The sequence below is a fragment of the Vibrio zhanjiangensis genome (assembly GCF_030161235.1).
In the GTDB taxonomy this organism is placed as follows: domain Bacteria; phylum Pseudomonadota; class Gammaproteobacteria; order Enterobacterales; family Vibrionaceae; genus Vibrio; species Vibrio zhanjiangensis.
Genome location: NZ_BSPW01000079.1, coordinates 1 through 23,151, shown reverse-complemented (window position 1 = coordinate 23,151; position 23,151 = coordinate 1). Strand labels below are relative to the sequence as shown.

Sequence of the window (23,151 nt, the reverse complement as noted above, 5' to 3'; positions counted from 1 at the left end):
ATATATCTTCATAAAGCAAAAATCTGTCAATTTGCATAAAGATTTTACCAAGCTCTGCTTTTAGTCTGCTGTCAGTTCAGTCAATAATCGGACGAAAAAATAATATGATAGAAGTCACTACTCTTGGCGCTTTAACTGCTTTGGTTGTCGCCATTACTCTAATACTCAAAAAAGTACCACCAGCCTACGGCATGATCATTGGTGCCCTGATTGGTGGCGTTGTCGGCGGCGTTTCTCTGACAGACACTGTCGGCCTAATGATTGGCGGCGCACAAGGCATTGTCACCGCAGTACTACGCATACTCGCAGCGGGCGTGCTCGCTGGCGTACTTATCGAATCGGGTGCTGCTACCTCAATCGCAGAAACCATTGTCAAAAAGGTCGGTGAAACAAGAGCGCTACTCGCATTGGCGATTGCGACTATGATCCTTACCGCTGTGGGTGTGTTTGTCGATGTCGCCGTGATCACGGTTTCACCTATTGCTCTTGCGATTGCTCGCCGTACTGATATTTCAAAAACGGCTATTTTGCTCGCCATGGTCGGTGGCGGAAAAGCAGGTAACGTCATGTCTCCGAACCCGAATGCCATTGCCGCAGCAGATGCTTTTAATGTACCACTAACCTCTGTGATGGTTGCCGGTATTATTCCCGGGCTTTGCGGCCTTGTTCTGGCGTACTTAATTGCCAAAAAATTAGTCAATAAGGGCTCCAAAGTCGAAGCCACTGAGGTGGTCGATGTGGAACATTCTCGCATACCTTCTTTTCAAGCCGCTATTGTCGCACCTCTGGTGGCTATCGCACTTTTATCACTACGACCAATCGCCGATATTAACGTCGATCCTTTAATTGCGCTTCCTTTAGGCGGCCTTATCGGTGCGCTTGTGATGGGACGTTTTACCGATACCAACCATTTTGCGGTTTCAGGGCTAAGCCGCATGGCGCCCGTTGCGGTCATGCTGCTCGGCACTGGTACGCTAGCTGGCGTCATCGCGCACTCTGGGCTTAAAGATGGCTTAATTGATCTGCTTACCGCATCAGGATTGCCTTCATTCCTGCTCGCCCCTATTTCAGGCGCAATGATGTCATTAGCAACCGCCTCCACCACCGCAGGTACCGCTGTAGCCTCAAGTGTATTTAGCGAAACCATCTTGCACTTAGGCGTTCCTGCTCTTGCTGGCGCCGCTATGATTCACTCAGGAGCCACTGTGCTTGATCATATGCCACACGGTAGCTTTTTCCATGCCACCGGTGGAGCCCTTCATATGGATATTAAAGAGCGTCTAAAGCTCATTCCTTACGAGTCAGCCGTCGGTCTCATGATCGCTTTTGTCTCGACGATGATATTTGGTGTGTTTGGCTGGTTTGCTTAAAACCCGATATTACTTAAATACTTGTTAACCATGGTTTGAGGATAAAAGATGAAAATTGTCATTGCTCCTGACTCTTATAAAGAAAGCTTGACGGCTATGGAGGTCGCAACGGCGATAGAACATGGCTTTAAGGAGGTAATGCCCAATGCAGAGTATATTAAACTACCCATGGCAGATGGTGGTGAAGGTACAGTGCAATCACTAGTAGATGCAACTAACGGACATATAGTCACTGCAAAGGTTACAGGGCCATTGGGTGAAACTGTTGAAGGCTTCTATGGCTTATTAGGTGATGGTTTTACCGCTGTGATTGAAATGGCAGCGGCATCGGGTCTTCATCTCGTGGAGCCGAACAAACGTAATCCTTTGCTGACCACTACATTTGGTACTGGTGAGCTGATTAAGCAAGCATTAAATTCAGGTGTCAAACACATCATTCTCGGCATTGGTGGCAGTGCCACCAATGATGGTGGCATAGGAATGGCACAGGCACTCGGCGCTCATTTCTACGATAAATCAGGCGCAGAGTTAGGATCTGGAGGCGGTGCTCTATCTCAGCTAGCACGTATCGATTTATCTGGCATGGACAAGCGTTTGGCTGATGTCAAACTTGAAGTGGCCTGTGACGTCGACAATCCGTTGTGCGGTCCCAAAGGCGCATCCCATGTCTTTGGCCCACAAAAAGGCGCCACACCAGAAATGGTAGAGCAACTTGATACCAACCTTGCTCACTACGCGGAAGTTATCCGTCAAACCACCGGAAAAAACGTTATCAACCAAGCCGGAGCTGGCGCAGCAGGTGGCTTGGGTGCAGCGCTAATTGGTCTATTGAATGCTAAGTTGCGCGCGGGTATCAATATAGTGATGGATTTTGTCAATCTCGAACAAGAGATTAGAGATGCCGATCTCGTGATTACAGGAGAAGGCCGTATAGACAGTCAAACCATTCATGGCAAAACACCCATTGGCGTGGCCCGTGTTGCGAAAAAATATCACCTACCCGTCATTGGTATTGCCGGTAGCGTGTCCAAAGATTGCCATGTGGTTTATGAGCATGGGATCGATGCGGTCTATAGTGTCGTGCTTGGTGCCACTGACCTTTCAACGGCTTTAAAAGATGCAAAATCAAACATTGAAATAACAGCGCGAAATATCGCCAAAGTGCTCACTATTAAGTAATGCTTGAGTTTACAGTGTAAAAAAGCCAGTGAAAACATCTGAATATATTGACTTGGCTATTTCGATATTGCTTATTCTATATTCAGGTGTTCACCTGATATGACTCGTTGAGATTCAGTGAGAGATTGGTTGAGACAATGACAATATATTACTCAGGAGCCAAATATGGTGGAAGCAATACAATACCATCCTCAGCACTCTAACTCTCTCTCAAGCTCATCAAATTCAAACACATACGAATTTCCTAACAAACTTAGTGTACCTAATACATTAGAGTACCTCACTAAAACACCTGAGCTTGGCATCGACACTAGTTTGCTGCAGACGCTGTCTTCTGACATGGTAGCATCAAGCGTTATACTATTCTCAAATTCCGAAAAGTCAGGGGCGTATAACCCCGAAGTAAGTTCTATTGGTATTTCCGCATTACCACATTCAGAAAAAAACAATGGTGCCTATGTAGCACAACAAATATCTACTCTCGCCCATGAGATGTCACATGCTCGAGATCACATAGAGTTACACCAGTTTGATTCCGGACTCACAAACAACCTAGGTAAAGGGGCTGAACTGTCTAGCATTAAGGCGTTATATAGAACAGAGCTAAAAGCATGGGTAGTAGAGGCAATGCAATGTAAGCTTTCCAAAAGTACGACCAATAGAATGGACCTACTTTTAGCTTCAGCAAAACAAGGAATTAGTGGTGTTATTAATTCTGAAACAAATACATTCAACTCGCGAATAATGGCGTATAAAGCTCAGGCAGGCCTGCCAGAATCTTGGGGAGCCGACAAAATCCTCGATAAAACAAAACTAAAAAGCAATCTAGACAATGCACTGCAACTTTTCGAGAAAACTGAGATACAAAGCACTGATGATGCTCAACATTTTCTCAAAGAGCTGGACATGATCTTTAATGATTAAAATAAAAAATCTATTTGGCCGAAAACCCTGTGCAAAATTATTTTCGGTCAAATAGAGATTTGGATTTTTCGACCTCTCACTCTAGTCGATATTAAAGACCAAATAGGCCGAGCCTTTAATATAAATACTTGTTATCGTTTTATAACCAAAACGCTTAAATGCTCGTGCCGAGCTTCTAACTATACCATTGAGCTAATGCCTTTGAATCTTAAAGACACTATTACTCAGTCACGCAGAGCTGAGGGGGCTTCTGGGTGTAGCCCATTTAAATAATGAACTACTCGCTAAATATTCACACAGCGACCGGTTGGAATATGCTCTAAACGATCACCTAAAACACCTTTCAAAATGGTATACGCTTTCATACCAGTGCAGTGGCCTGTATAAAACCGATCGATAGGGTATTCAGCTAGAGCTCTTGCTACTGCCTCAATATCATGTTTAGTGCCCCCAATACTATTGAATACTGGTAAGCCTACGAGGTGAAAGCCACCTACAACCGCTTTAATTTTCTGCTTCGGAAATAAATTCACGACTGTTTCAATCATATTCAGCACACCACTATGGGCGCACCCTGTGAACACAACCAATCCATTCACTTCCTCAATCACAAGGATCAGTTCGTGATCAAAGGTATCGCGCTCAATACCTTGCTTTGAATGCGTATAAAGATACTGATTTCCGGCAGGTTGGGGATATTTTCTCTCAATGTGCGTAATAAGATGAACATTGGGAGCAATCTCAGTGGTATTTTTAATCAACTCCATCCTATGGGCATTGCGCTCCAATATCGTTTTATTCAGGCCGACATTAGTCTTAAAGCCATATGCCTGAAAGTAGTAGTCTTTATCCTCGCACTCTCTCATATAGACTTTGGCTTTGTGATTGACATTCACAAAGTGAGCAATACCGTTGCAGTGGTCATGATGTCGATGAGATAACACCGCCAAGTCTACCTCGGCGATATGAATATCCAGTAAAAGAGCATTGTCACAAAATGTTCGGCCATTGCCCGCATCAAATAAGAGTTGAGTATTGGCCGTTTCGATATGAAGCGATAAACCTCGTTCAACAGCCAGATCTTTCCTGCTGTCCAAACGCGAATTATCGACAAGGGTGGTGATTTTCATATTTGCTGTTTATTACTCCAATTACTGTTCTGGTGCCGAATAATCATCTATTCACTTTTGTGTTGGTAAACACTAACACACTTATCTTGAAGACCTTAACAGGGACTTTTACAACGTAGAGCTATTCTGATATTTGAAACAAAAACCATAGCCGTTGAGAAGACGTGCATCCTTTGATAAAAGATGTAAAACTTTACACCATACCCATATTCAATCTGAGCAGCGACTTGGTATATACTCGCAACATCGACATTCAATCATTGTTTTATAGAAGATGAACAAAAGCTTACTGACTAATCTAATCGCACTGGCTTTGTTAGCGGGCGGCTACCAAACAGACAATTCGATTGCTTACTATGCAGGGCTATTCGCTTTCTCCGGCGCTATTACCAACTGGCTAGCCATCCACATGTTGTTTGAAAAAGTCCCAGGCCTTTATGGCTCAGGCGTTATTCCAGCAAGATTCGAGGAATTTAAAGCCGCAATCAAACATCTCATGATGGAGCAGTTTTTTACCGAGCAAAACATCGACCGTTTTCTGAATAAAGAAATGTCAGGAGGTAAAAGCCTAAAGCTTGAGCCGATTCTGGAAAAAGTCGACTTTAACCCAACCTTTGATTCTTTAGTTAGCGTGATTGCCAACTCTTCGTTTGGCGGTGCCTTGGCTATGTTTGGCGGCACTGAAGCACTTCAGCCACTAAAAGCACCATTTGTCGAAAAAATGCAGCAAGCTGTGGTTGAGATCAGCCAAAGTGACGCCGTAAAAGAAGCGCTCAAAGATCAGTTAGAATCGCCTGCAATGATGGAAGAAATTCAAGCTAACATTGAAAATATCATTGATCAAAGACTTAATGAACTCACACCAAAATTGGTCAAAGAAATCGTGCAGAAAATGATTAAGCAACATCTTGGATGGCTTGTGGTGTGGGGCGGTGTGTTTGGCGGCCTGATTGGCATCGCGTCTTCGTTTATTGCCTAATATGATGCATTCAAAAGGGAAGCAAGACTTCCCTATTTTACAACGTCATGATCAAGTCGGCGTTGATGCCAAAGCTGGTTTTATGCTCTTCAATCACTACTTCACTGCGGGTTTGAATCACGCCTGGTAGAGAGCCAAGCTTACTCGACATAAAATTCTGATACGCTTTCATATCTTTGACACGAACTTTAATCATGGTGTCGAAATCACCAGACAGAGAGTAACATTCTTCTATTTCTGGTATATCTTCAACCGCTTTAGCAAACTTATCAAAAATCGAAAAGCTCGTCTGATCTAGGCGAATATGAATAAACACCTGAACATCTAATCCAAGTTTCTCTGGATTCAGCTCTGCGTGATAGCCTTTTATATAGCCCTCTTTCTCAAGGCGTTTTACCCGGTCTGAGCAAGGGGAAGTCGTCAAATTGACTGACTTAGCCAGCTCCACAACAGGAAGACGTCCCTTGAGGTTTAAGATACGCAAGATCTCTCGATCGATTCTATCTAAGCTCATTTACTGCCTTTAGGTAAAAGATTGTGGCAAGGATAATAATCCATCCAACTATAGTCAGCCTATGAAAATTGGTGATTAGTGTTACGCGTAACACTAAATTATCTCTTAAGCCCCTCCACTCCTACTTAAATCTATATGCTTAGCGTACTCGACATGCCATAATAACTAATTATTAGAAGTAGAATTTTTGATAATTTTTGGTTTCTATCTATGCTTAATCCCGTTTGGCTAAACACCTTTAAAACCCTGATTGAAGTAGGTCACTTTACCAGAACGGCTGAAACGCTTCATATGACTCAGCCCGGTGTCACTCAGCATATCAACAAACTAGAAAACGCCTGCGGATATCCGCTAATAAAGCGCTTTAACAAGCAGTTTGAGCTAACTCTGTACGGACAAAAAGTTTACCATTACGCACTGGATTACTTCGCCAATGAAGCGAAACTTTTACAAAATTTGGGTCATGATGAAGCTTTTAAAGGACGGTGCAGTATAGGTTGCTCAGGCACTTTGGCTTGGCTGCTCTATTCTCCTTTACTGGACTTGCAAGCGCGCTATCCCGATTTATCGATTGAACTAGAAGCCACGCCAAACGAGCGCATTTTTGAGCAAGTAAAGCAAGGCACTATCGACATTGGCTTAGTGACAAAAAAGCCTGAGCCTAAGTATTTTTCTAGCCAAAAGATCGGCGCAGAGCATCTCGCTTTAGTCGTGCCCGCATGTGCAAAGATAGATTCATCTCTAGACTCTCTGCTCAAGGGTTTGGGTGTTATTCGACACCCTGATCTCGCGCATTATTTCCAAACCTATATTGCACAGTGCGAGCATACCCAGCTCAATCAACTCAATCTCGAAGACATAAAAACCCAAAGCTATATCAATCAAATACACCAGATTTTAGAGCCTATCACAAGAGGAATTGGCTTTACTGTCGTACCGAGCTGGTGCGTAGACCTATTCTACGGCAGGCATAAGCTCAAAGTACTCGAAATAGAAAAACACGTTTTGGAGCCCGTTTATCTGGTTAGCAAACTCAATACTTCGCTTGGCAAACGCTATCACCAAGTGATATCAGTTATAGAGAAAACATTAAATACCAGTAAGTAACATGACAAAGCCAGCTTTGTTGTCGGCAGTTAGTTTATTTTTGCGCTGATCAAACCTCTCAATCTATTGATTGAGTTACTCATAATCCGACGCATAAGTTTCTTCATAAGAGTGAGAATAAAGCTCAAACAAGTTACCAAAAGGGTCCTCTAGGTAAACCATTTTTGCTGGCTTAGTGTCATCTTCAGGATGGTATCGCATCACCTCCATACGAACTTTACCACCAAGAGCTTCCACCTTTTCCATCACGCCTTCAAAGTCATCCGTTTGCAAACAAAAGTGAAAAATACCGAGGCGAGAAAAATCAACATGATGCCGCTCTTGACGCTGCTTCATTTCGAATAACTCCACACCAATACCATCAGTTGTAACGAGATGCGCGATATTAAACCCTGCAAATCCTTCACCAAACACAGCAATACACATACGCCCAATAGCAGACTCTCGCTCTTCGATAACTTTGGTGTTGTTCATTACAACTCGAAGACCCAGCGCCTGAGTATAAAACGCCACCGCTTTCTCCATATCACCGACCATAATACCAACGTGATTCATTTTCATAACATGCTCCTAATCGCTCATAAAGTGCGTATTTTGTTTCAGTAGGAGCAGTATAAAAACCAGTTTTAATAATTAATAATTATCAATTTTGATTATAATAATAATTTTTTATTTATATTCAAATCTACGATTCGCTAGATGACGATGAATCTGTCTGATACCCTACCTACCCAATGAAGCTTTGATGAAGAGCAGAAAGTGAAACAAACTATTATTCATATCGCATTGGTGGTTGATGACTACGATGAAGCCATCGACTTCTACGTGAATAAGCTTAAATTTGAACTGATAGAAGATACCTATCAGCCAGAGCAGGATAAACGCTGGGTGGTGGTCGCTCCGCCAAACTCGAACGGTACAACATTACTGCTCGCTAAAGCTTCTAAGCCGGAACAAAGAGGCTTTATTGGTAATCAGGCAGGCGGACGCGTATTTTTGTTTCTCAACACCGATGACTTTTGGCGTGATTATGAAAGAATGACGTCTATAGGTATTGAATTTATTAGACAACCTCAACAGTAGGACTATGGTACGGTTGCCGTATTTAAAGATCTATATGGCAATTTATGGGATCTTTTACAATTAAATCCATCTCACCCAGTACTCTCCAGACTCCAGTAGGTTTCCGTTACAAAAATAACCAGCTTAGTCTTTGAACACGCAGTAAATACACAACTCTTTCTCTGTAAATGTGAAAAACAACCATGAAAAAAACAATTTTATGCCTCTTGCTCATATCCATTTCAGCTCATTCAGTATCCGCCAATCTTGAACAATCACTCTCTAAAGTTGAGCAAGAGATTAAAGGGCAAGTTGGTGTCGCTGTGATCGATACTCAATCATCCACCCAATGGAGCTATAACGGAAACCAAAGATTTCCGATGATGAGCTCATTTAAAACCTTAGCTTGCGCCAATGTGCTTTATGATGTTCAACAACGAAAGCTCACGCTCAACCAAAAAATTGATGTGCCAGAATCTGGGTTAATCAACTGGAATCCGATTACCGAAAACTTTGTTGGCGGTAAAATGTCTCTGCAAAGTGTCTGCTCCGCTACCATGTTAATGAGTGATAACTACGCGGCTAACTTAGCGTTAGAGCAAATTGGTGGACCAAGGGGCTTAACGGCGTTTTTAAGGAAGATAGGCGATCAAAAAACGCGCTTAGATCACTATGAGCCAGAGTTAAATTACGTTGAACAAGGCGCAGAAAATGACACCACTACCCCAACCGCGATGATTCAAACCATCCAGCATTTACTAACAGGTGATGTGTTGAACTCAGATAACAAAACCCAACTGCAATTTTGGATGACTAATAATATGGTCTCAGATTCATTAGCACGCTCTGTATTACCTCAAGGCTGGTTGATAGCGGACCGCTCAGGCGGCGGGGTGAACGGTTCAAGAACATTGACCGCAATGATATGGAAGCCAGACCGAAAGCCATTGTTTATCGGAATTTTTATTGCTAACTCGACGCTCTCTACCTTGCCGGAAATCAATCAGGTTGTCGCAGATATTAGTCAGCTTATTTTTACACAATATGGTATTAAATAGACGCTCTTCACCACCAATAAGATACAAGGATGATCATGAAACACACTGCGCTTCTGTTGCTATTTTTATCGTTGAATGCATTTTCTAGCGAGCAATCAGAAACCATTCCGGAAAAAACAGACCAGAACGGATATGTTGAGCCCTTTAAAATGTTTGACGATTTATACTACGTGGGTGATAAGTGGGTTTCATCCTATCTTATCACGACTTCCGAGGGGCTTGTTCTGATTGATACGCTTGACAGTCCTTATGGGCGCTGGATCCCAAACAGTATAGAGAAGCTTGGCTTCAACCCCAAACATCTGCGCTACATCATAATTACTCATGGTCATTCAGATCATGTCGGCGGCGCCGAATATATCCAAAGACATTTTGATGCAGAGGTTATTATGTCGAGCATTGATTTTCGCTTAGCTAACTTCACCGCCAAAAACTCTAAAGGAGATAATCGCTTCCTAGCACCGAAAGTAAAGACATTTGCTAATGATGGCGACACCTTAGTCGTTGGTAATAAACAGTTTACGTTCTATTCAACGCCCGGACACACTAGAGGTGCGTTATCGATCAAATTTAACGTTACTCATCAAGGTGAAACTCATAAGGCATTTATTGTTGGCGGCAATGGGACCAACTTCACCGGAATGGAACTGGCGCAGCAGTATGTAAATAGCGTAAAAAAGATTCGAACCTTATCTAACACTCAGCCTCAAGTGGAAGTTAACCTCGCCAGTCACCCGCATTTGGCACAGATTTTTGAGCGTCACGCTAAAAAATCACAGCAAAGTAACCCCTTTGTCGACCCACAAGGCTTCCAAGCCTTTTTGGATGTATTAGAAGAACGTGGAAGCAAAAAACTCGCCCAAGAGCATACTCAATAGTGAATATAGATCGAGGATGCTCATAGCGGTAACCAACTAGATAGTAAAAAGCCCCGATGTTTCGGGGCTTGTGTATTGAATTAGTCCAACTCAACCAGTTGTTTCTTGAACTTCTCATACTGAGCTTTCACTGATTTTTCAGGCTCTGCGGTCATTAAGCTGACCACAACAATGGCAATAGTTGATAAGATGATCCCAGGAACAATTTCGTAAACATCAAACCAACCGCCTGATAGTTGTTTCCACACCACAATAGTCACGCCGCCAATCACAATACCAGCCAGAGCACCGTTGCGGTTCATGCGTGGCCAGTATAGGCTCAGAATAAGCGCAGGACCAAAAGCAGCACCAAAACCAGCCCAAGCGTAAGACACTAAACCTAGTACTGAGCTGTCTGGCGTTAGAGCTAAAATAAGAGCAACAATTGAGATTGCTACCACCGCAATACGCCCTACCATTACAATCTCTTCTGAGCTTGCATCTTTCTTAATCAATTGCTTATAGAAGTCCTCTGCTAATGCTGAAGAAGACACCAATAATTGCGAATCGGCTGTACTCATGATTGCTGCAAGTATTGCCGCTAGAAGTATTCCAGCAACGACTGGGTGGAAGATTGAGTTAACCAACAACATGAAGATTTTCTCTCCATCATCGATCGATACCCCAGAATTGGTCACATAGATAAGGCCAACTAAACCCACCAGCATAGCACCCACCATAGAAAGTGCTGTCCATATCACAGCAATACGACGGGCTGTTGTTAGATCCTTGTTACTGCGCGCGGCTTTAAAACGAGCCAGAATATGCGGCTGGCCAAAGTAGCCCAAGCCCCACGCAACCAAAGAGATGATCGCAATAGCGGAAAGTGGCTCACCCTTAGTATCATTCCACAGCGTAAGCAGTTGAGGATTAATGTTCGACAGATCACTGCTTAGTTGACCCAATCCTCCTTCCATCGCAGCAATCGGCACTATCATAAGTGCAGCGGCCATAAGCAATCCCTGAACAAGGTCAGTCCAAGATACTGCCAAGAATCCACCGAATAAGGTATATGATACAACGCATATCGTACCGATAGTAACGGCAGTGCTGTAGTTCAATCCAAATACGGTTTCAAACAGTTTACCGCCGGCCACAAGTCCTGAGCTGGTATAGAAAAGGAAAAATAGCAAAATAAAGAATGCAGAGATCACTTGAATCAACTTCGATGTGTCATTGAAGCGACGAGAAAGAAATTCCGGTAGTGTCAAAGCGTCGGTTGTAATACTGTAAGTGCGCAATCTTTTCGCACAAATCAACCAGTTCAACCAAGTCCCAGCAAGTAGCCCCCCAGCTAACCATAGAGCTTCAATACCCGCAGCGTATGCGTAGCCTGGTAGACCCAACAATAACCAACCACTCATATCAGAAGCCCCTGCGGACAGTGCTGCTGGCCAAGGACCTAATGAGCGGCCACCAAGAAAGTAATCCGTTGAGTTTTTCGTTCGTTGGTATGCAATAACGCCTATCGCCATCATTAGAATTAGATACGCAATAAACGTGGTCGTAATAGCAAAGCTATTTTCCATGTGTTTGTCCTCATAAAAAAATCGCCTTCCATGAACGCCCTCACTTACACTGAATGAGGGCTCTCGGAGAAAGGATTAGTGGGCTTCGCTTCCAAGCTCTAGCAAAGTTGCGTTACCACCCACAGCAGTTATATTTATTGTTCTCGTCCGCTCTGTGATAAAACGAAGCGATAAATGTGGATCGTGGGCGACCGGAATCGCCATTACATCCGTTTCGGAAACTAGGCCTACAATAGCACCCGTGCGTTTCGCTAATTGACGGTTGATTTTGAGCTCAACCTCTTGATTACCTATATACCCAACACTTCTGACATCTGAGTCAAGCAGCTGTTCATAAGCGTCGAGAGAGGCAAATTGTAATAGATTTATTGGTAAAGAAGCACTTTTAACTGCCGATTCCAAGGCTTTGACCAGCTCAATATCGTCACTACACATAACGACGCTATTACCCGCGATAAGTGCCGCTGTCAGCTGAGCAAGCGCTGACTGCCTAGCAGGATCAGATATTTGAGTCTGAATAATCACAGCCACTCCTCGGCCAGCGGTGTACAGCTCATTGGTTTCTCCTGTCGGGCCAGGCATCTGATGTGTTTTGGCTAACAACTGCGCTGAATGCTGGCAATGGAAATCCACAACCGCCGCCAAATTAGAGTGCTCACTCTGCAATGCTTTCTTAAACGCAAGTAAATACTCACTTTTTATATCGAAGCTAGTGAGATTCCAGTTTTCCCATGCCGAATAAGCATCGGAAAAGCGAGTAACTTGATGAACCATAATTTTTCTCCTTGCTTACCGATTAAGAAAACGATGTCTGAGTGAATCGGAATAGATAGTGTGGGCCACCTGCCTTAGGACCAGTACCTGAAAGACCCTGACCACCAAATGGTTGGACCCCAACAACAGCCCCAACTTGATCTCGATTTATGTAACAGTTGCCCACTCTGGCATGCTGTTCAATCCAGCGATACGTTGTTTCATTACGACTATGAATCCCCATAGTAAGACCAAACCCAGTCGCATTGATTCGTTCAACGATTTGATGTAGCTGACTCGCTTTGAAGCGAACAATATGTAAAATCGGACCAAATTGTTCTTCTTCTAAACAAGAAATGTCCTCTATCTCAAACGCACATGGCGCGATAAAATCACCGTTTTGATGCAATTCGCTCAGCTCCAATCCCGCTACCTTTTGCTGCGTCACTGTCATACGTTCAATATGCTTGATAAGCTTATTCTTGGCAGTCTCGTCAATCACAGGTCCAACATCGGTTGAATGCTCAAAAGGTAAACCGACTTTGAGTTCCTGCATCGCGCCCTGTATTAAAGCAATAATCCGATCTGCGATATCTTCCTGAACATATAACACTCTCAATGCGCTACAGCGTTGTCCTGCCGAAGCAAAAGCAGAACGAATCACATCGCGTACCACTTGCTCTGGGAGTGCGGTACTGTCAACAATCATCGCATTTTGACCACCCGTTTCGGCAATAAATGGAACCGGCGCAGTATCTCGCTCTGCAAGAGTACGATTGATACGTTGAGCGGTTAACGTTGAGCCAGTGAACGCAACACCCGCAATAGCTGGATGAGAGGTTAAAGCCGTACCAATATCAGCACCGCGTCCGGGTAAGAGTTGAATCGTTCCACTAGGAAAGCCAGCTTCGATCATAAGTTCAACGGCTCGAGCTGCAATCAAACTGGTTTGTTCCGCAGGCTTGGCCACGACCGTATTTCCTGCCACCAATGCTGCGGTAATTTGTCCCAAGAAGATGGCCAAAGGGAAATTCCATGGGCTAATACACACAAAAACACCACGGCCATCGCGTGATACATTGCGCACCTGACCATCAAAGCCCTGAACTTCAACTTTTCCTAAGTTATTTGCTTGAACAGCATAGTAACGACAAAAATCGACCGCTTCTCGCACTTCATCAATACTGTCATGAATTGTCTTGCCTGCTTCTTGATGACACAAGGCAACAAGTTCAGCAAGGTTGCTCTCAAGTAAATCTGCTAACGTTTCTAGTGCTTGTGATCTTTTCGATGGCGCTGTCGCTTGCCAATCACTAAAGGCATTTTGTGCGCCTTTAATCGCTTCGGAAACATGATCAAGGTTAGAAAATACTACCTGACCAACCTGAATACGTCTATCATAAGGAGCCGCCACTTTCTCAGCATTTTCCTTGATCATGCTTTCAGTGAATGTTTTACCATTGATTATTGGCCCTGCTAACCACTGCTTATGCAGAAACCCTTCAACTTGCTGTTCAAAGGGTCTTGCTTGAGATTCCACATCAATATTGACGCCATATGAATTTCGACGTTCAGAAAAGATCTGTGGTGGCAGCGGAATATTCGTGTTGTTGAGCGTATTAAAGGCTCTCAGCATATCGACAGGATGCTGAGTCAAAGAGTCAATAGGACAACGCGCATCGACTAGACGATGAACAAAAGAGCTGTTGGCCCCATTTTCCAGCAAACGACGAACCAAGTACGGTAACAGATCTTTATGGCTTCCTACAGGTGCATAAATACGAACGGGCTGTTGGTATGTCTCCATTACATGGTGGTAAAGAGAATCACCCATACCGTGTAAACGTTGGAATTCATAGTTTTTGTGCTCAGCCATCACCGCGATAGAAGTCACCGTTTGAGCGTTATGACTGGCAAACTGCGGGAAAATATTACCTCGGACATTGTCAGACAATAAGAAACGAGCGCAAGCTAAATAGGCAACATCGGTGGCTTCTTTTCGTGTGTAGACAGGGTAGTTATCATAACCTGCCTGTTGAGACCACTTTATCTCGCTGTCCCAATAAGCACCTTTAACAAGGCGAAGTGGAATAAGATCACCCTGCTCTCGAGCTAAACCATTCACCCAAACCAACACTGGAAGCGCTCTCTTTGAGTAGGCTTGGATGACAAGGCCAAACTTACCCCACCCCTTAACAACATCACTTCTATAGACTTTTTCAAAAAGTTTCAGTGATAGTTCAAGGCGATCGGCTTCTTCAGCATCAATCGTGATAGCAACATCCAAGTCGACTGCTTTTTGCAGCAATTGGGTTAATGTGTCTGCGAGCTCAGTTAGCACTCGCGCTTCATTGGCAACTTCATAGCGGGGATGCAAAGCAGACAATTTAATTGAAACTGACGGAGCTGGGCTTGTCTCTATGCCATAATTATCACGACCTACCGCCTCAATCGCCATCAGATAGTCGTTAAAATACTTGTTCGCATCTGCTGAAGTTAATGCTGCTTCGCCGAGCATGTCATAGGAATAGGTAAAGCCCTTATCACGCATACCCCGACCATTTTTTTGAGCTTCCGCAATAGAGCGGCCCAAAACAAACTGGTGGCCCATCACCTTCATCGCCTGATGCATCGCTTTACGAATGACAGGTTCCGACATCTTATTCACAAGGCGATTCACCGCAGACACGGGACTACGTGATTGTGATTCAGATAAGCCGACCACTTTACCTGTCAACATCAGCCCCCAAGTCGATGCATTCACAAAAACTGAATCTGAGTTTTTCAGATGAGATTTCCAATCTGCGACACTAAGCTTGTCTCGGATTAAAGCGTCGGCTGTTGCTGCGTCAGGGATGCGCATCAAGGCTTCAGCCAAACACATCAATAAAATGCCTTCTTGCGTATCTAAGCTATATTCAAGCAACAAAGCGTCGATCATTTGAATCGACTTTTTGTCTGCGCGAATAGCTTCAATCAGCTTCGTCGTTTTAGTCGACATTTGCGATTTTTCAGCATCTGTCGGTGTTGCTAAAGGCAACAGTTGTTCAAGCCATTGGGATTCGTCCACCATGTAAAGTGGCGAGATCAGCGACCAAAGTTTGCTTAGCGGCTGCTCAACAAACTCGGCATTCAGCACATCAGTTGCAGTAAACATGCGTTTTCCTCAATCTCAAACCTGATCAATTCATCAGAGTTATTACAATGGTTTGCAGTGTATTTTGAGTGGGAGAGGATTACTTGTCAAAAACTCCGAGTTTTTTGCTCAAAACTCCGCCTGTTAACAAAACAAAAACAGAATCACATCTAAATAGACAAAATAATATACACGCGTTATTGCATATCTAAGAGTACAGTTTCTTGTACTGGGATGGGGAAACCCCTTGTAGGCGAAAGAAAGTATGGCTGAACGTGCTTTGGCTAGAAAAACCTGTTAGCTCCGCCACTTGGCCTAAATTCAAGTGCCCTCTCTCAATCAAAGACTTTGCCATGTCAATTCGTTTGCCTAATACATATTGGTGGGGGGTTATACCAATTTGCGACTTAAACAAACTATGAAACTGACTTTCTCCCAAATAAACGCTACCTGCCAATTGAGCAACCGAAATCTTCTGACTTAAATGCTGCTCAATATAACGATCGATAGCATCGAGATCGAAGCGAGAATCTTTGTAAGATGTGGAAAATTTGGACATATGTCTTTGAAGCAACGCGATAAGTGTATCACTACAGGCTCGACTCAAAAGCTGATCATCTGGCCTCGATTGCATTTCAGCTACTAACATCTGTATGAGTTTTTGGATTTGACTATCCAATTGGAAATAAGTGTCACGCTGGCTCAATTCATTGAGTTTTTGCAGCATTAAGGGATCGCCAACACTTGGCACTGGCATATTCAGTACCAAGATATCTGACTGTTCAACGACACCACCAAATGCATGACCTGATCCGGAAGTCACCACACAGCCTTGCCCAGGGCCAACCAAATTGCCAAAGCCACCCACTTCAAATTCAGCTTGTCCTTTCAGGCCGATAACAATCTGCGTATAACTATGATCGTGGCAATCCATATGAGATGGTAACGTCACTAGCTCAGCGGGTTTTGGCGATCGAACAGGCCCCTGCTCTCCGATTGAAAGACGATATTTAGAACAGCTCATGAGACAGTTTTGACCTCAAATTGCATCAGCACCGTATGGTATAACAAAATTGCTTCAATTCGAAATTTATCCGTCATTGTCTACCACACACCCAGCCAGAAAAGTCATGGATAACGTACAAGATCAGATCAATAAACAAGCAACCATTCTTTATCGGAAGAATGATCAAGTGCACATAAATTACGGTTTATGTCACTTCTAGCAACTTTCTTTTTGCAGATACTCATTCTTCACTTGCATATTTCCCCAATCAACTCAAAATGATAGATAGCATCCAAGTTTTATATACGTTAAATTAGGCTAATCTGCATAAAGCTGGTTAATCTTTAAGAAGAGAAAGATGCAGGGTTGAAGTAAACTTGGAAGAGGCAGGAATACAAGGACTGTCATGAGTTTGTCTTTTTTTGGTTTTTTACGTTGGTCAATAAACGTTAATTGTTGCAGGGAAATATGATAATACGTCGCATCCCAGCGCTTTTAATTGCGCTAAGTCCTTTATGGGCATCAACTTCGATTTTTGCGGAAATGGTGGACTCTGCCGATCCTGTCGCAACTATCGATATAAAGTTAGAGAACAAACAAAGTGAGTTACAGGAGCTTGGTTCTGAGTTTGATAATGAATCCTCACGTTTACAAACGCTTAGAGCAGAGCTAGGCAAGTATCAACGCGAGGAGCAAGAGCTCAACGCAAAACGTAACCGAGCGAAAACAGCGCTGGACAAACAATATAACCGCCTTCTTGACGACCCAGACGTTAACCTGCTCTCATTTCAACAAGAATACCAAGAGGCTTGGGCAGCAGTAAAAAAGAATCAAAGCCAAATTCTCGAGCAAGAACAAAATATTACCGAACAAGAGATGCGTCTTTCTCAGATAAAACAAAAGCTTTCAAGAATTAACTCTGAGCTATCGTATCTCAAAGAACAGAAAGTTGAGGCGCGAGTCAAACGGCTCGATGCAGAATTACGTGAAAGTGATGTATTAAATACTGCATTCAAAACCACTTGCTCAGCCACAATGACCTTAGGTGAATGTACTAATCAAGGTAAGTATTTGACCAAACAAAGAGCCGTCAATACTTTCAAGGATAAACTGCTCGACAGTCTGACAGAAGCCAATATCGCCAAGCAAAATATTAAAGGCGTACAGCTCAATGTCTTCGTTCAAGAGAGTCAAATCATTCGCTCTGGTTTTGAAGGCAGCAATAGCTATTTTACAGAAATGCAGGCACAGCTTCAGGCTAGGCCAGAGGCTTCTGCGGCATGTAAGCTACTCAATGTATCATCAAGATATTGCCTCAACAGTGCTAGCGCTGAGAAAAAAGAAAAGACAAGCACACAGCAAAGCTGGGCGAACATCACCATTCGCTCAGATCAGTATGAAGACCGAGTCACTATTAACGGAGTCAATTATGGTAGCACCCCAATAGAAGTGGTTCTGCCAAAAGGGAAACATCAGTTTACTGTGTCCAAAGATGGTTACCAAACATATAACCGTACCATTGCTATTGATGGTAATGATACTGTTTGGGTTAAGTTGCGCCCAAATTCAGATATTTAACGCGCTTCTCTTTTTGAATAGAAGTAAGCAGTACAACATTGACCAGAAACGCCATTTTGTCGTAAGTTATAAGGGAATAACTTACGAAAAAGTGGCGTGTTCGTTCAGAATAACGCCATAAGATTAAACAATTGTAGAAATAAATAATGCGAACTGGTTTACCAACCTTCCTTCTTGCTTTGTCACCTTACTTTGTCTCTGCTGGTATAGCAGCTGAGGAAGCGCGCGACCCTATCGTAAAAATCGATCAACAGTTGTTCGAAAAGCACGAAGAATTAAAATCGACGACACAACGTCGAGATGACAAACAAGAGCAGTTAAAAAAGCAACAGGAATCTGTCGCTGAACTGACCATACAAGCCAAAGCTCTAGATAAAATATTCGCCGATGCGAAAGCGCAACTTGAGTCAAATTATGCCAAGATGATTGATGATCCTGCGGTGGATATTGCAGCAAGTCAAAAGGCTTATCAAGAAGCTTGGTCTAATGTAAAGCAAAACCAGAAACAGCGCCTGTTTGAGGAACAACTCCTTCAAGAGCTTGAACATCAACTAAGCTTAGCCAACAACGAGCTTGAAGGCGTTAATCAGGGAATTGAGTCTCTAGAACAAACCAAGTTAAGAGCACGAGCAGAACGCTTGCAAGGTGAACTCAAGCAACCGCATTCTCTTTCGGTAAGCTTTACTAATCGTTGTCAGACAAATATGACCATTGCCGAGTGTGACCGTCAAACTCGAGACCTTGCGCTGCAAAAAGCAGTACAGCAATTTCAATCCGAATTGATTGCCAATACAAGTGAGCCACAAGCTATAGAAGCCAACGCAAGCAAAGTACCTTTCAATATTCATGTTTTGCGTTCAAAGGCCAAAGAATCAGGCTTTTATGATGGTGTTCGTTATCGCAGTTTAATGGACGTTGAAATGCAGGCTAGACCAACACAAAGTGCAGCCTGTACTCTTCTTGGTATCAATAAAAAATACTGTTTTGAACCTGAGCGTGTTGATGACAAAGACAGCTCAGTGATCAATAAAGAAGTCGCTTGGGTGACATTGAATGTTCGCTCTAACCTATACGATGACAAAGTCACTATTGATGGTGTCAACTATGGAAGCACTCCAGTAGAAGTTATGTTACCTGTGGGTAAACATACTGTATCTATACGAAAAGAAGGATACCGCGATTTTCTCGAAGAGCTCTCCATCAAGCAAGACCATAATCTACGAGCCGTCTTAGTGGAAACCACAAATCCTTTACGAGAGGGTGACAAGTTTGCTGACTCGTTAGGTTCAGGTCATCAAGGCCCCGAGCTGTCCACCATTCTTCCGGGTCAGTATATGTTGGGGGAGCATGGTTCCAAACAGTTGAAACTAAAACGTCCGTTTGGCTTTGGCATTACGCCTGTAACCGTCAAACAGTTTGAAACCTTTGTTGATTCCACCAATTATCAAACAGATGCAGAGCTCACCAACACGTGTAATGCCATCGTAAAAGGAGAAGTGACTCCGATTTCAAAAGGCTATTGGCGCAATCCAGGGTTTAAGCAAGCCGCAAATTCACCCGTGGTTTGTGTAAGTAAAAATGATGCTCAAGCATATGCACAATGGTTAAGCCGTAAAACGAATCATCACTATCGATTACCCACTGAAGATGAATGGGAAATTGCCGCAAGAGCCGGATCGGAAGCCAATTATTGGTGGGGAAATCAGTTCGCACCAAGTCAAGCCAATACGGGTTGGGGCGGCACGCCATGGTCAAATAAAAGCACTTCTCCAGTAACGGCTTTCAAACCAAATAGATTGGGGATCTATGATACCGTCGGGAACGTTTGGCAATGGACAAATGACTCTCGTGGCGTTCTCAAAGGCGGAGCGTGGAACTTTTCTCCAGAAATGGCAGCGGCTCATGAACAGCTAACCTTATCAAATTCATCGGCTGCCAATTATGCCGGATTTAGAGTCTTACGCGAAATAAACTGAGCAGTACGACAACAATTAAAAATATAAGTACCATTAAAAACGCCGCATTGCGCGGCGTTTTTGGTGACTAGAGCAAATTCTCGACACTCACTTGCTAAGGAGCTAACCTGTCTATCTGCCAAGTTTGATCTTGCCTAGAAAATAAAAATCTGTCATGAAGACGGTGATCGCCTCCTTGCCAGAATTCAATAGACTCGGCCTTAATACGAAAGCCTCCCCAGAAGCTTGGAACCGGTATTTCACCATTGGCAAACTTCTGTTTCAGTTCAAGAAACTTTCCTTCGAGTACTCCACGAGCAGATATACGACTGCTCTGTTTGCTCGCAATGGCCGCAAGCTGGCTTTCTTTAGGCCGAGAAGAGAAATATTTAATATTTTCAGCAACACTCAGCTTCTCAGCAATACCAGTAACATGTACCTGACGCTCAAGGGGATGCCATGGGAAGTGTAAGCTAACTTTAGCATTGCTCTCTATTTGCCTAGCTTTACGGCTACCCAAATTGGTATAAAAAACAAACCCATTATCATCAAGGTGCTTTAATAATACAATACGCTGAAAAGGCTGACCGCTTTCATCAACAGTAGCAACTGTCATAGCAGTAGGGTCGGTAAGGCCTGCATCAATGGCCTGCTGCAACCACAAATTAAATTGGTCAACAGGATTTTCTTTTAGATCTTTTCTGCGTAAACCACCTTTACTGTATTCACGGCGGATGTCTTCGAGTTCCATCTTCTCTCCTGAAACATTTTTGCCGATTGTGATATTATCAGTGCAGAAATACAAGCCGAACAATAAAACTTTCATCACACTAATGATATTAGACAAATCAAGCTTTCCGATAGCAAAAAGGTGTGATGCAAAAGATTTAAAGCAAAACACCTATCCTCAATGATTCTACTGTTCAATCAGAAGACTACTGATAACGAGTTCCGGGAAATCCTTGGTGCAAACCAGTGGAGATCACTTCATAACGATCTGGTCTAAAATTAGGAAATGGCGAAAATACGGCTCTAGGTAACCTAGGCAACTGAACTAAATAGCCTTTGGGTGCTGCTAAGAATCCGACATTAATTCCTGCTTTTTTGAGTTCCTGGTCAAGTTTACCCAAGTAAAACCCACCACCTAAATTACAAGACTGGATCTTAAGAACACCAACCTGACGCAACCCCAAATCAAACAATTTTCTCGCTAAACCTGATGGTGTTAATGAAGTTTCAAACCCCGATTGATCGCTACAAATCGGGCCATATGGATTCCCATGAGCAACAATATCCAAACGATGATTAAAAGTTAGTGAGGACAGTTGGCCAGATGAGGCCCTAGGGAACATCCCACTGAGCCTATAAGACGCAATATCACCATCACTTGCCATATTTCCTGCAGGAATACCATAGCGACTCTTTACATTTTCGCCATAGTGGCGAAATAGAGATTCAGGTCGGCCTTTACCAAGCAACAATACGTGCCGGTAATTACCCGATGACACCCAATTGTTTAAACTACTCGCGGTTTGGTCCAGTAACCACCCTGCTGCGCCAGATCGGTAAACCTTGTGCATTCCCAACGATCCTATTCCGCCAAATAGCGCATAGTCATCCGTAAGGGGGAAACGTCTCACTCTTTGCCAACTACCCTGAACATTGGCAACATAGTCAGTACCCTCAATTGCATCGGCGGCAAGATAATGGTGTAGGCCTAGTTCAATTTCACTTCCTATGACAGCAGGGCTACTCACTTTACTTAAAGACAGAGCGGTGCTTTGGGGCATCGCTGAACCTGGCCTAACCGTTTGTTGAGCGGCCAATTCAGCAAATTCACTGGTATAAGCAGCATCCGCCACCCTAGCCCCAGTAAACATGGTTCTTGAAAATAGCAGAGCCTGAGCTGCCTCTCCAAGAGCCAACTCACCTAACAACTCTGGAAATATCAACGTTGCTAAAGTTACCGCAGCAAATGTTGGGAAGTTCCAGCGGCTATGGTGCTCTTGCTGCCTGTGCTGACGAAAGTGATTGACGACCGCTTCCCCCACCTGGGAATAACCATATTTGTAACTGGGTAACTTGGTTACTTGTTCATACCAAGGGAGCAATGCCTCACGCTCATGCTGTCTCAGTGATGACCATTTACTCAAAAGCGTATTTTGTAACATAGCCCCGACTCGAGCATAAGGATGAAGTCCATTTAACGCTTGAGAAAATTCGTCGTACTCTGGTTTCCAATCGGTTGAGAAACGTTTTAACTCCTGAAGCAATGCCAACTCTAATTGTTGTTTAAAATCACTACCGGAGGAAAAATTTGCGATCAAAAACTGGCGAAGAGAGTCTGAATACCTACTATTCGTTTCTTCAGCCAATCTCCTAATAAGCTCAGCTTCTCCATAGTGTTCTAAGCTAATGTTTAGAGCGATGGAATAGACTGATAGCCCAAGGGAATCATGTTCATAATACCGTTGAAGATACATAGCTTCGTCTTCTGCCATTGGGTAGAGAAGTTCAAGCTCCATTGCCAAGTTTGCTAAGTAAGTTTGTAGCATGTATTCCGAGGGAAATAACTCATAGTGGGGCAAATCAGTTGCTTGAGACATAACAAAAACCGTTGCCGCCTCGTGAACAATCCCAAATTCTGTACTTGTCAATTCCTCAGTATTAAAGGGATGATTGGCTATCTCACGCAGCCGAGTCATAAAAAAGCTCGACATATATTCAGTACCATGCTTTTTCTTCACTACATTGAGCGCTTCAACCGCACTTAATGAATGTTCTTGAGCATCCCAGTCAACCCATTGGCTCACTTTATCGCGCATTGTCTGATGGTGGTCATATTGGGTAAACGGTGTACTACTTGCATCAACTGAAAGTGATAGTAAAGAGTGTCATTACTGAGGGATCTTGACGGGATAAATACCATTCGACTCTGTCGTATCCTTACATTC

18 protein-coding genes and 1 pseudogene are annotated in these 23,151 nt (G+C 43.5%); 10 read left to right on the top strand and 9 right to left on the bottom strand.

Annotated elements, in window-relative coordinates; translation table 11 throughout:
* Positions 1-104 precede the first annotated feature (104 nt).
* From QQK21_RS17420 to QQK21_RS17410, 3 genes are all read left to right on the top strand, one after another.
* The gene (locus tag QQK21_RS17420; protein ID WP_284193462.1) at positions 105-1,370 is read left to right on the top strand and encodes a GntP family permease; all 1,266 of its coding nucleotides are present in this window, start codon (positions 105-107) and stop codon (positions 1,368-1,370) included.
* A gap of 48 nt (positions 1,371-1,418) precedes the next feature.
* Positions 1,419-2,549 carry a glycerate kinase gene (locus QQK21_RS17415; RefSeq protein WP_284193461.1) on the top strand — a complete coding sequence of 377 codons (1,131 nt, stop codon included), beginning with the start codon at positions 1,419-1,421 and terminating at the stop codon, positions 2,547-2,549.
* A 165-nt stretch (positions 2,550-2,714) separates the two neighbouring features.
* Positions 2,715-3,473 (top strand): hypothetical protein, encoded by a 759-nt coding sequence (locus QQK21_RS17410; RefSeq protein WP_284193460.1) that lies wholly within the window; start codon positions 2,715-2,717, stop codon positions 3,471-3,473.
* A 284-nt stretch (positions 3,474-3,757) separates the two neighbouring features.
* On the opposite strand, the gene QQK21_RS17405 is transcribed toward QQK21_RS17410, so the two are convergent.
* A complete protein-coding gene (locus QQK21_RS17405; RefSeq protein WP_284193459.1) occupies positions 3,758-4,603 on the bottom strand; it encodes an MBL fold metallo-hydrolase in 846 nt (281 codons plus the stop codon).
* Positions 4,604-4,877: 274 nt separating this feature from the next.
* Between QQK21_RS17405 and QQK21_RS17400 the strand changes: the two genes are divergently transcribed.
* Positions 4,878-5,582 carry a DUF445 domain-containing protein gene (locus tag QQK21_RS17400; protein WP_284193458.1) on the top strand — a complete coding sequence of 235 codons (705 nt, stop codon included), beginning with the start codon at positions 4,878-4,880 and terminating at the stop codon, positions 5,580-5,582.
* A 37-nt stretch (positions 5,583-5,619) separates the two neighbouring features.
* Here the strand turns inward: QQK21_RS17400 and QQK21_RS17395 are convergent, their stop codons facing one another.
* On the bottom strand, positions 5,620-6,096 hold the full coding sequence (locus tag QQK21_RS17395; RefSeq protein WP_284193457.1) for an Lrp/AsnC family transcriptional regulator: 477 nt from the start codon (positions 6,094-6,096) through the stop codon (positions 5,620-5,622).
* Between the two features lie 210 nt (positions 6,097-6,306).
* Between QQK21_RS17395 and QQK21_RS17390 the strand changes: the two genes are divergently transcribed.
* A complete protein-coding gene (locus QQK21_RS17390) occupies positions 6,307-7,203 on the top strand; it encodes a LysR family transcriptional regulator (protein ID WP_284193456.1) in 897 nt (298 codons plus the stop codon).
* A 75-nt stretch (positions 7,204-7,278) separates the two neighbouring features.
* Here QQK21_RS17390 and QQK21_RS17385 read toward each other — a convergent pair whose 3' ends face one another.
* On the bottom strand, positions 7,279-7,764 hold the full coding sequence (locus QQK21_RS17385; RefSeq protein WP_284193455.1) for a VOC family protein: 486 nt from the start codon (positions 7,762-7,764) through the stop codon (positions 7,279-7,281).
* Between the two features lie 198 nt (positions 7,765-7,962).
* Between QQK21_RS17385 and QQK21_RS17380 the strand changes: the two are divergent.
* The 3 genes and pseudogenes from QQK21_RS17380 to QQK21_RS17370 all read left to right on the top strand — a co-directional run bounded on the left by QQK21_RS17380 (position 7,963) and on the right by QQK21_RS17370 (position 10,201).
* Positions 7,963-8,385, top strand: a pseudogene (locus QQK21_RS17380) (VOC family protein).
* Between the two features lie 83 nt (positions 8,386-8,468).
* Positions 8,469-9,323, top strand: coding sequence for a class A beta-lactamase (gene bla, locus QQK21_RS17375; RefSeq protein WP_284193454.1), 855 nt, complete (start codon positions 8,469-8,471; stop codon positions 9,321-9,323).
* A gap of 35 nt (positions 9,324-9,358) precedes the next feature.
* Positions 9,359-10,201: an MBL fold metallo-hydrolase gene (locus tag QQK21_RS17370; RefSeq protein ID WP_284193453.1), complete on the top strand. Its 843-nt coding sequence runs from the start codon at positions 9,359-9,361 to the stop codon at positions 10,199-10,201.
* Between the two features lie 80 nt (positions 10,202-10,281).
* Here QQK21_RS17370 and putP read toward each other — a convergent pair whose 3' ends face one another.
* From putP to QQK21_RS17350, 4 genes are all read right to left on the bottom strand, one after another.
* Positions 10,282-11,769, bottom strand: a complete 1,488-nt coding sequence (putP, locus tag QQK21_RS17365; protein ID WP_284193452.1) for a sodium/proline symporter PutP — start codon at positions 11,767-11,769, stop codon at positions 10,282-10,284.
* Positions 11,770-11,844: 75 nt separating this feature from the next.
* The gene (locus QQK21_RS17360; protein WP_284193451.1) at positions 11,845-12,543 is read right to left on the bottom strand and encodes a 1-pyrroline-5-carboxylate dehydrogenase; all 699 of its coding nucleotides are present in this window, start codon (positions 12,541-12,543) and stop codon (positions 11,845-11,847) included.
* 22 nt (positions 12,544-12,565) lie between these two features.
* Positions 12,566-15,679 (bottom strand): bifunctional proline dehydrogenase/L-glutamate gamma-semialdehyde dehydrogenase PutA, encoded by a 3,114-nt coding sequence (gene putA, locus QQK21_RS17355; protein WP_284193450.1) that lies wholly within the window; start codon positions 15,677-15,679, stop codon positions 12,566-12,568.
* Between the two features lie 187 nt (positions 15,680-15,866).
* Positions 15,867-16,682, bottom strand: coding sequence for an AraC family transcriptional regulator (locus QQK21_RS17350; RefSeq protein WP_284193449.1), 816 nt, complete (start codon positions 16,680-16,682; stop codon positions 15,867-15,869).
* A gap of 450 nt (positions 16,683-17,132) precedes the next feature.
* Here QQK21_RS17350 and QQK21_RS17345 point away from each other — a divergent pair, with 450 nt between their 5' ends.
* Positions 17,133-18,242, top strand: coding sequence for a PEGA domain-containing protein (locus QQK21_RS17345; RefSeq protein WP_284193448.1), 1,110 nt, complete (start codon positions 17,133-17,135; stop codon positions 18,240-18,242).
* 146 nt (positions 18,243-18,388) lie between these two features.
* Positions 18,389-20,218: an SUMF1/EgtB/PvdO family nonheme iron enzyme gene (locus tag QQK21_RS17340; RefSeq protein ID WP_284193447.1), complete on the top strand. Its 1,830-nt coding sequence runs from the start codon at positions 18,389-18,391 to the stop codon at positions 20,216-20,218.
* A 94-nt stretch (positions 20,219-20,312) separates the two neighbouring features.
* On the opposite strand, the gene pdxH is transcribed toward QQK21_RS17340, so the two are convergent.
* Positions 20,313-20,948 carry a pyridoxamine 5'-phosphate oxidase gene (pdxH, locus tag QQK21_RS17335; protein WP_284193477.1) on the bottom strand — a complete coding sequence of 212 codons (636 nt, stop codon included), beginning with the start codon at positions 20,946-20,948 and terminating at the stop codon, positions 20,313-20,315.
* Positions 20,949-21,132: 184 nt separating this feature from the next.
* Positions 21,133-23,010 carry a hypothetical protein gene (locus tag QQK21_RS17330; protein ID WP_284193446.1) on the bottom strand — a complete coding sequence of 626 codons (1,878 nt, stop codon included), beginning with the start codon at positions 23,008-23,010 and terminating at the stop codon, positions 21,133-21,135.
* Positions 23,011-23,151: the final 141 nt, after the last annotated feature.

Coding starts and splice junctions, on each gene's coding strand:
- QQK21_RS17410 (WP_284193460.1), top strand. CDS start 2,715: ATGGTGGAAGCAATACAATACCATCCTCAGCACTCTAACTCTCTCTCA.
- pdxH (WP_284193477.1), bottom strand. CDS start 20,948: ATGGAACTCGAAGACATCCGCCGTGAATACAGTAAAGGTGGTTTACGC.
- QQK21_RS17340 (WP_284193447.1), top strand. CDS start 18,389: ATGCGAACTGGTTTACCAACCTTCCTTCTTGCTTTGTCACCTTACTTT.
- QQK21_RS17395 (WP_284193457.1), bottom strand. CDS start 6,096: ATGAGCTTAGATAGAATCGATCGAGAGATCTTGCGTATCTTAAACCTC.
- putA (WP_284193450.1), bottom strand. CDS start 15,679: ATGTTTACTGCAACTGATGTGCTGAATGCCGAGTTTGTTGAGCAGCCG.
- QQK21_RS17390 (WP_284193456.1), top strand. CDS start 6,307: ATGCTTAATCCCGTTTGGCTAAACACCTTTAAAACCCTGATTGAAGTA.
- QQK21_RS17345 (WP_284193448.1), top strand. CDS start 17,133: ATGATAATACGTCGCATCCCAGCGCTTTTAATTGCGCTAAGTCCTTTA.
- bla (WP_284193454.1), top strand. CDS start 8,469: ATGAAAAAAACAATTTTATGCCTCTTGCTCATATCCATTTCAGCTCAT.
- QQK21_RS17360 (WP_284193451.1), bottom strand. CDS start 12,543: ATGGTTCATCAAGTTACTCGCTTTTCCGATGCTTATTCGGCATGGGAA.
- QQK21_RS17385 (WP_284193455.1), bottom strand. CDS start 7,764: ATGAAAATGAATCACGTTGGTATTATGGTCGGTGATATGGAGAAAGCG.
- QQK21_RS17350 (WP_284193449.1), bottom strand. CDS start 16,682: ATGAGCTGTTCTAAATATCGTCTTTCAATCGGAGAGCAGGGGCCTGTT.
- QQK21_RS17400 (WP_284193458.1), top strand. CDS start 4,878: ATGAACAAAAGCTTACTGACTAATCTAATCGCACTGGCTTTGTTAGCG.
- putP (WP_284193452.1), bottom strand. CDS start 11,769: ATGGAAAATAGCTTTGCTATTACGACCACGTTTATTGCGTATCTAATT.
- QQK21_RS17370 (WP_284193453.1), top strand. CDS start 9,359: ATGAAACACACTGCGCTTCTGTTGCTATTTTTATCGTTGAATGCATTT.
- QQK21_RS17405 (WP_284193459.1), bottom strand. CDS start 4,603: ATGAAAATCACCACCCTTGTCGATAATTCGCGTTTGGACAGCAGGAAA.
- QQK21_RS17415 (WP_284193461.1), top strand. CDS start 1,419: ATGAAAATTGTCATTGCTCCTGACTCTTATAAAGAAAGCTTGACGGCT.
- QQK21_RS17420 (WP_284193462.1), top strand. CDS start 105: ATGATAGAAGTCACTACTCTTGGCGCTTTAACTGCTTTGGTTGTCGCC.